This window comes from Rhodoblastus sp. (assembly GCF_052145335.1).
Classification (GTDB): domain Bacteria; phylum Pseudomonadota; class Alphaproteobacteria; order Rhizobiales; family Beijerinckiaceae; genus Rhodoblastus.
Genome location: NZ_JBKQOU010000245.1, coordinates 1 through 7,818, shown reverse-complemented (window position 1 = coordinate 7,818; position 7,818 = coordinate 1). Strand labels below are relative to the sequence as shown.

Annotated in this window: 6 protein-coding genes and 1 pseudogene; all 7 read left to right on the top strand. The window is 65.2% G+C overall.

Annotated features, from left to right (window positions below):
* A partial coding sequence (locus ACLP2E_RS15610) for an FAD-dependent oxidoreductase (RefSeq protein WP_442466466.1) occupies window positions 1-918 on the top strand: 918 nt, incomplete at its 5' end.
* A gap of 27 nt (window positions 919-945) precedes the next feature.
* On the top strand, window positions 946-4,560 hold the full coding sequence (nifJ, locus tag ACLP2E_RS15605; protein ID WP_442466465.1) for a pyruvate:ferredoxin (flavodoxin) oxidoreductase: 3,615 nt from the start codon (window positions 946-948) through the stop codon (window positions 4,558-4,560).
* Entirely contained in the window at window positions 4,557-5,576 is a 1,020-nt protein-coding gene (locus tag ACLP2E_RS15600; protein WP_442466464.1) for a dihydroorotate dehydrogenase-like protein, read from the top strand. The genes nifJ and ACLP2E_RS15600 overlap by 4 nt, the downstream gene beginning before the upstream one ends.
* The gene (locus tag ACLP2E_RS15595) at window positions 5,573-6,514 is read left to right on the top strand and encodes an L-lactate dehydrogenase (RefSeq protein WP_442466463.1); all 942 of its coding nucleotides are present in this window, start codon (window positions 5,573-5,575) and stop codon (window positions 6,512-6,514) included. Before ACLP2E_RS15600 ends, ACLP2E_RS15595 begins: the two co-directional genes overlap by 4 nt.
* Before the next feature lie 87 nt (window positions 6,515-6,601).
* Window positions 6,602-7,276 (top strand): HAD family hydrolase, encoded by a 675-nt coding sequence (locus ACLP2E_RS15590; protein ID WP_442461736.1) that lies wholly within the window; start codon window positions 6,602-6,604, stop codon window positions 7,274-7,276.
* Between the two features lie 118 nt (window positions 7,277-7,394).
* Window positions 7,395-7,532, top strand: a pseudogene (locus ACLP2E_RS15585) (CidA/LrgA family protein); the annotation flags it as partial.
* Window positions 7,519-7,818 (top strand): LrgB family protein (locus tag ACLP2E_RS15580; RefSeq protein WP_442466467.1); only part of this gene is annotated, 300 nt, incomplete at its 3' end. The pseudogene ACLP2E_RS15585 and the gene ACLP2E_RS15580, both read left to right, overlap by 14 nt.

Genomic DNA, 7,818 nt, shown 5'->3' with positions numbered 1-7,818 from the left:
ATCGGCGGCGGCAACACCGCCATGGACGTCGCCCGCGTCGCCAAGCGGCTCGGCGCGGAAGAGGCGGTGGTGATCTTCCGCTATGATCGCCCGCATATGGAAGCGCTGCCGGCGGAAGCCGCAGAGGCTTTCGCCGAAGGAGTGAAGATCCGCTGGCTCTCAGTCGCCAGCCGGTTCGGGGCGAACGGAGTCACCGTCGAAGCTGTGGAGATGGGGCCGGACGGCGTCGCCAAACCCACGGGGCGGTTCGAGACGTTGCCTGCCGACAGCCTGGTGCTGGCGGTGGGCCAGCACAGCGAGCTCGACTTCCTGCGTAACGTCCCGGGGGTCGTGATCGAACCCAATAACGTAATTTCCGTCGACGACCAGTTCATGACCGGGCGCCGCGGCGTATTCGCTGGCGGCGACATGGGGGGCGGCGCGCGGACGATGACGACAGCGGTGGGCATGGGCAAGCATGCGGCTCGCGCCATCGACGCCTATCTCAACGGCGCTCGCTATGAGCAGCCGCTCAAGCATCCGCCGATCGACTTCAAGATGCTGGATCTGCCTGTCTTTCTCGAAGCCATCCGGCATGCCCAGCAGGAACTGCCGCAGGCCGCCCGCGCCTCGTTCGCCGAGGTCGTGCAGGGCCTCAGCCAGGACGAGGCGCAAGCCGAGGCAGGCCGGTGTCTGTCCTGCGGCAACTGTTTCGAATGCGACAACTGCTTCGCGGCTTGCCCGGAACAGGCGATCGTCCGCCTTGGCCGGGGGCGAGGTTATCGGGTGGATCCCGATCTCTGCACCGGTTGCGGGATCTGTTTCGAGCAGTGCCCATGCCATGCCATCGAAATGCAGCCCGAACCCCTGGCGACGGCGGCGCCGCTCAGCCCAACCGGCGAGCCGCTGGCGCCACACCGATTCCGCGTCCGCGTTTGACCGCGGCGAGACCAACGGAGAATTACGATGACTGACAGAATCGCGACCCTCGACGGCAACACGGCCGTCGCTTACGTCGCCTACCGCGTCAACGACGGCTGCGCCATTTTCCCGATCACGCCGTCGTCACCGATGGCCGAATTCGCCGATGAGTGGTCCGCGCAAGGCGAGAAGAACCTGTGGGGCGCTGTGCCGTTCGTCCAGGAGATACAGGCGGAGGGCGGCGCCGCCGGGGCGGTGCATGGTTCGCTCCAAGCCGGCGCGCTGACCACGACATTTACCGCATCTCAGGGCCTGCTCCTGATGATGCCCAACATGTTCAAGATTGCGGGCGAGCTTACGTCTTGCGTCTTCCATGTCGCGGCCCGGGCCCTCGCTGCCGGGGCGTCCTCCATCTTCGGCGACCATCAGGACATCATGGCGATCCGCTCCACCGGCTTCGCTTTGCTCGGAGCGGGATCGGTGCAGGAGGCCCATGATCTTGCGCTGGTGGCGCAGGCGGCGACGCTCGAGGCGCGGGTGCCATTTGTCCATTTCATGGACGGGTTCCGCACCTCGCACGAGGTGAATACGCTCCTGATGCTGTCGGATGAGCAGATCCGAACCATGATCGACGACGATCTCGTGCGCGCCCACCGGGAACGCGCCATGAGTCCGGAGCGTCCCAACATCAGGGGCACCTGGCAGAACCCGGACACCTATTTCCAGGCGCGAGAGACGGTGAACCCGTATTACCTCGCCACGCCCGGCATCGTGCAGCGCGCCATGGATCGTTTCGCGGCGCTGACTGGTCGCCAATATCGCCTGTTTCGCTACGACGGTCATCCGGAGGCCGAGCGGGTTGTGGTCGCGATGGGCTCTTCCGCCGAGACCTTGCGGGCGACGGTCGCGCACCTGAACGCACAGGGAGAGCGCGTTGGCGTGCTTCAAGTGCTCCTCTACCGGCCGTGGTCGTCCAAGGATTTTCTTGCGGCGCTGCCGGCAACCGTGCGCCGCGTTGCAGTACTCGACCGCACCAAGGAGCCGGGGACGCCGGCCGAGCCGCTTTGCCTGGACGTCACACAGACCCTGGCCGACGCCGTGGCGCGGGGCGCGCGCAGCGCTCTGCCGCTCGTGGTCGGCGGAAGATACGGCCTGTCTTCAAAAGATTTCACGCCCGCGATGGCCAAGGCGGTGTTCGACCACCTCAAGGACAAGGACCCGCGTAGCGGCTTCACCGTCGGCATCATCGACGATGTCGGAGGAACGAGCCTCCCCGTCGAAGAGGGCTTCGACATCGAGACGCCCGGCGTCCACCGCGCCATGTTCTTTGGTCTTGGTTCTGACGGAACGGTCGGAGCGAACAAGAATAGCGTGAAGATTTTGGCCGACGACCAGGGACGCTATGCGCAAGGCTACTTTGTCTATGACAGCCACAAGTCCGGCGCCGAGACGATCAGTCACTTGCGCTTCGGCGCGGCGCCGATCGCTGCTCCCTATCTTCTGCAATCAGCCGACTTCATTGGCGTTCACAAGTTCGATTTCCTGAAGAAACTGGATGTCTTGCGTCCCGCTAGGAAGGGGGCGACGATCCTTATCAATTCGCCTTACGACGCAGCGTCCGTGTGGGACCATCTGCCTCGGCCGGTGCAGCAGCATATTGTCGACAAGGGCTTGCGCCTGTTCGTGATCGACGCGAGCAGCGTCGCTCAGGGCCTGGGCCTGGGGCCGCGGGTGAACACCATTCTGCAGACCTGTTTCTTCGCCATCAGCGGGGTGTTGCCGCGGGAGGAGGGCATTCTGCGCATCCGCCATGCAATCGAGAAGAGCTATGGCGCGAAAGGTCGTTCTGTCGTCGAGAAGAATTTTGCCGCCGTCGACGCTGCCCTTAAACATCTGCAGGAAGTCGCGGTTCCGAAGACCGTGACCTCCAAAATAGAGATGCGGGTCTTCGTTCCGACGGACGCGCCCGACCAGATCAAACGCATTGCGGCGCTGCAGTTTGTAGGCCGTGGCGATGAGATCCCTGTCAGCGCGGTCCCGATCGACGGCGCCTTTGCGGGCGGAACGACCCAGTACGAAAAGCGTAATATCGCCTTTTCCGTGCCAGCGTGGAAACCTGATCTCTGCATCCAGTGCGGCCAGTGCAGCATCGTCTGTCCGCACAGCGTGATCCGGGCCAAGGCCTATGACGGCGCGCTGCTGAAGGAGGCGCCGGAGGGCTTTCCATCGGCTCCAATCAATGCGCGTGGTTACCCCGACAAGCGCTTCACGCTGCAGATCGCCGTCGAAGACTGCACAGGTTGTGGGATCTGCATCGATCATTGTCCGGCCCACGATCCGCTCGATCCGGGAGTCAAGGCGATCAACCTCAGCGAACGGCTGCCACTCGTCGAAACCGGACGGCGCGATCTCGCGTTTTTCGAGTCGCTGCCGGAACATTCGCGGGAGCAGGTCGATCTGCATCTCTCGCGGGGATTGCAGTTCGTGCGGCCGCTGTTCGAATTCTCCGGCGCCTGCGCCGGCTGCGGCGAAACTCCTTATCTGAAGCTTCTGTCGCAACTGTTCGGGGACCGCTTGCAGATCGCCAATGCGACCGGTTGCACTGCGATCTATGGCGCCAACTTGCCATCGGTGCCATGGCGCGCCGGTTCCGACGGGCGTGGCCCGGCATGGGCCAACAGCCTGTTCGAGGACAACGCCGAGTTCGGTCTCGGCATGCGCCTTGCCGTCGACCAGCAGACCGCCATAGCGCGCGCGCTTGTCGGCGCCTTGTCCGATCGGATCGGCCCGCGCCTCGCCGCCGATATCCTTGATGCGTCCCAGCGCACCGACAGCGAGATCGTGGCGCAACGTGGCCGGGTCAACGCGCTGAGGCGCGCGCTGGCCGGCGCGACGGATGGGCCGGCGCGCGATCTGTTGGCCCTGGCCGAATATCTCGTGCGCCGGAGCCTGTTGATCGTGGGCGGCGACGGATGGGCCTATGACATTGACTCCGGCGGGCTCGACCACGTGTTGGCCCAAAACCGGAATGTCAATGTCATCGTGCTGGATACGGAGGGCTATTCCAACACCGGCGGTCAGTCCTCGAAGGCGACGTCGATCGGGGCCTCGGCGAAATTCGCCGCCGCGGGCAAGCGGACGCCGCGGAAAGATCTGGCGCTTCAGGCTATTGCCTATGGCTACGTCTATGTCGCGCAGATCGCGTTGGGCGCCAGTCACGAACAGACGATCCAGGCTCTGCGCGACGCCGAGGCTTATGACGGCCCGTCGCTGATCCTCGCGTACAGTCATTGTATCGCGCATGGCTTCGACTTACGCGACGGAATGAACCAGCAGCATCGGGCCGTCGCCAGCGGCTATTGGCCACTGTTCCGTTTCGATCCGAGAATGCGCCGGGCCGACATGAATCCCTTCCGCCTCGACAGCACGCGGCCCAGGATTGCCGTTGAAAATTTTGTCTATCAAGAAAACCGGTACCGCATCCTCACGCAAACGCGGCCCGACGACGCGAAGATGCTGTTGCGCGAAGCTCAAGCCGCTGTGGACGAGCGCTATCGAATCTACGAGGACCTGGCAGCTCGTGAAGGAACTCGGTTCCACCCGTTCTGGGAGGATGAAGCCGTGGCCCACAATAAGACCAAGCCGGAGGGCAAGCAATGAACCTGCAGACGAACTATCTCGGCCTGACTTTGGCCCATCCCATCGTGGCTGGCGCTTCGCCAGTCTCCGCGACCCTCGACGGCATCCGCCGGCTGGAGGATGGGGGCGCGGCGGCGATTGTCGCGGCGCCAGTCTACGAGGAGGAGGTTCAGGCCATGGACGCGGCGTTCGAAGCCGCCGGCGCGATTGGAGCCGAGAGCCATGCCGAGGTGACGAGCTATCTGCCGCCGCTTCGGGGTTACCGCGGCGCGCTCGCGGCCCATGTCGAAATGATCCGGCGCGCGGCCGAGAGCGTTTCGGCGCCGCTGATCGCCAGCCTGAACGGGATCTCGCGCGAAGGCTGGACTGGCATTGCCGCCGATCTGGAGGAAGCCGGGGCGGCGGCGCTCGAGCTCGATCTCTTCCATATCCCCACCGATCCGCGGGAGACCTCCGCCGAGGTCGAGCAGAGACTGGTGGAGACCGTGCGGGAAGTATGCGCGACGGTGAAGATTCCCGTCGCCGTCAAGCTCAGCCCGAACTTCACCGCGCCAGCTCATCTCGCCCTCGACATTGCCGCCACCACCGGCGCCAGCGGGCTCGTCCTGTTCGGCCAGCGCTACGAGCCCGACATTGATCTTGAGACGCTGGCATTCTGTCCCAGCTTGCGTCTGTCGACAGCGCAGGAGATCCACGAGAGCCTGATGTGGATCGCCTTGCTGGCCGGAAAGACATCGCTGAGCCTCGCGGCTGGAGGAGGCGTCGAAGGGTCCGCAGAGGTGATCAAATATTTGCTTGCCGGCGCGGACGTCGTCGAGGCGGCGTCTTCTCTGCTGCGTCACGGACCCAGCCATATCAAGCGTCTGGTGGAGGGCCTGGCGGAATGGATCGAGGCGCATGGCGCCACGTCGGTCGACGAGATCCGGGGGCGCCTGCGCGCCGATCGGCTCGCCGATCCCGAGGCGCTGCTCCGCGCGCAGTATGTTCGCTCGTTGCTGATGGAACATCGCGCTCTCGATGTAAGGAGAACCGCGTGAAGATCGGGATTGTCGGAGCCGGCCAGGTCGGCGCCACGGCTGCTTACGCCATGATGATGCGCGGCGTCGGTTCCGAGATCGTGCTCGTCGATCGCAACGCGGGTCTGGCGGCGGCCCAGGCGCACGACATTCTGGACGCCACGCCTTGGGCGTTTCCCGTCCGCGTCCGCGCCGGGGAGATGGCCGATCTCGACGGCGCGGGCCTCGTCGTGCTGGCGGCGGGGGCCAACCAGAAGCCCGGGGAGAGCCGGCTCGACCTGCTGTCGCGCAACGCCGCAATCTTCGCCGAGATCGTGCCCGCCGTTCTGGCGGCGGCGCCGGCCACCATCTTCCTGGTTGCGTCGAATCCGGTCGACATCATGACGCAGATTGTGACCGTCCTCGCCGGCCGGCGCGGGGTTCCTGTGGAGCGGGTGATCGGGTCCGGCACGATTCTCGATTCGGCGCGGTTCCGCACGCTGCTCGGAGCGCATCTCGGCATCAGCCCGGCGTATATCGACGCGCGCGTGCTCGGCGAACATGGCGACAGCGAGGTTTTGCACTGGTCGGGCGCCATGGCCGGCGACCTGTCGGTGGCGGAGGCCGCCCGCCAGATGGGGCGGGAACTGGCGGAGGCCGACCGCAGCCGCATCGATCATGCGGTGCGCCGCGCCGCCTACGACATCATCCAGGGCAAAGGAGCGACCTGGTTTGGCGTCGGCGCTGGCCTTGCTCGAATCGCTCAGGTCATTCAGGGCGACGAGCGGGCGCTGATCACTTGCTCCATGTTGACGGCCGAAGGCCAGGGCGTGCGTGACGTGGCCCTGTCGCTGCCGCGCGTGCTCGGCGCGGGCGGCGTCGTGAAGACGTTCATTCCAAATCTCGACGCCGAAGAGGGCGCCGCACTGAAGAAGAGCGCCGAGATATTAAAGCAGCTGGCGGAAGAAGTGCGGCTCTGAGATCGAGGGTCGAGGCGCAAAGCGCCGCCAGTTTTTGCTCAGACGTGGCGCGCGGCGGCGGATGTCCCAGCAAGAAGGATCGTGATCGTGCGTCTGCAACCCGCCTTTCTGTTCGACCTCGACGGCACGCTCGTCGACAGCGTCTATCAGCATGTTCACGCCTGGAAGGAGGCGCTCGACGCGGAGGGAATCGAACTTTCCATTTGGCGCATCCACCGCAAAATCGGCATGAGCGGCGGCCTCCTTACCAATCAGCTCCTGCGCGAGACGGGCATGGAGATCGGCGAGGAACGAGTCCAGCGCCTGCAACGCATTCACGCCGAAAGTTACCGGCGCAACGCGCGCGCCGTCCGCCCTCTGCCGGGCGCCCGCGAACTGCTCGCGTTGCTGACAGACGCCGGCACGCCATGGGCGATCGCCACCAGCGGCCGGATGGAGACCGCTTCCGTCAGCCTGACCGCACTCGGCGTCGACCCCGAGCGGACGCCTGTCGTGACCCACGACCAGGTCCGTCGCGCCAAGCCCGACCCGGACCTGTTCCTGGCCGCCGCCGAACGGCTCGGCGCTCCGATCGGGACCGCTATTGTCGTCGGCGACAGCATTTGGGACATGCTGGCGGCGACGCGGTGCCGCGCCCTTGGCGTCGGTCTGCTCAGCGGCGGCTACGGTCCCGACGAATTGCGGCAGGCCGGCGCGATCCGCGTCTATGAGGATCCTGCCGATCTCTTGCATCACATCGATGAGATCGGCGGACGCAAATAGGCGAATGGGTCGCCCGGCGCGTTGAGAACGATAGGAACAGACCATGGGGCCAAATACGGATACAGACCGGCACCGGGCGAATCTCCAGGGCGAAGTCGTCCTTGATCACCGCTAGTTTCTCGGACTGCTCGGGCTGAAAATCCTGATCGTCATCTTTGTCGGCACCGCGACGGTGATGGGGGTGACCGCCCTCACCGTCGATTTTTGCTATCGCTGGAGGTCGGGGCATGTCCATGTCGATCATGCCGTGGGCTAACCCCGTGGCTCAGGCGCTGCTTTGGTCGGCGGTCACCATCGCATTCTATAGCGCAGCCAAACGCCTCTATCGGCGATGGCCACGCTGGTGGCTCACGCCTCTCGCCGTGACGCCGGCCCTCCTGATCATCGTGGTCCTGTCCGTCCGCCTGACCTATCGCGACTATATCCGCGACACCGGCTGGCTCGTCACCCTGCTCGGACCGGCGACCGTCGCCTTTGCGGCGCCCATTTATGAGCAACGCGCGATGATCCGCCGCCAATGGCCGGTGCTGGCCGCCGGGATG

Excerpts from the sequence above, each read along its gene's own strand:
- nifJ (WP_442466465.1), top strand. The coding sequence starts at position 946 with ATGACTGACAGAATCGCGACCCTCGACGGCAACACGGCCGTCGCTTAC.
- ACLP2E_RS15600 (WP_442466464.1), top strand. The coding sequence starts at position 4,557 with ATGAACCTGCAGACGAACTATCTCGGCCTGACTTTGGCCCATCCCATC.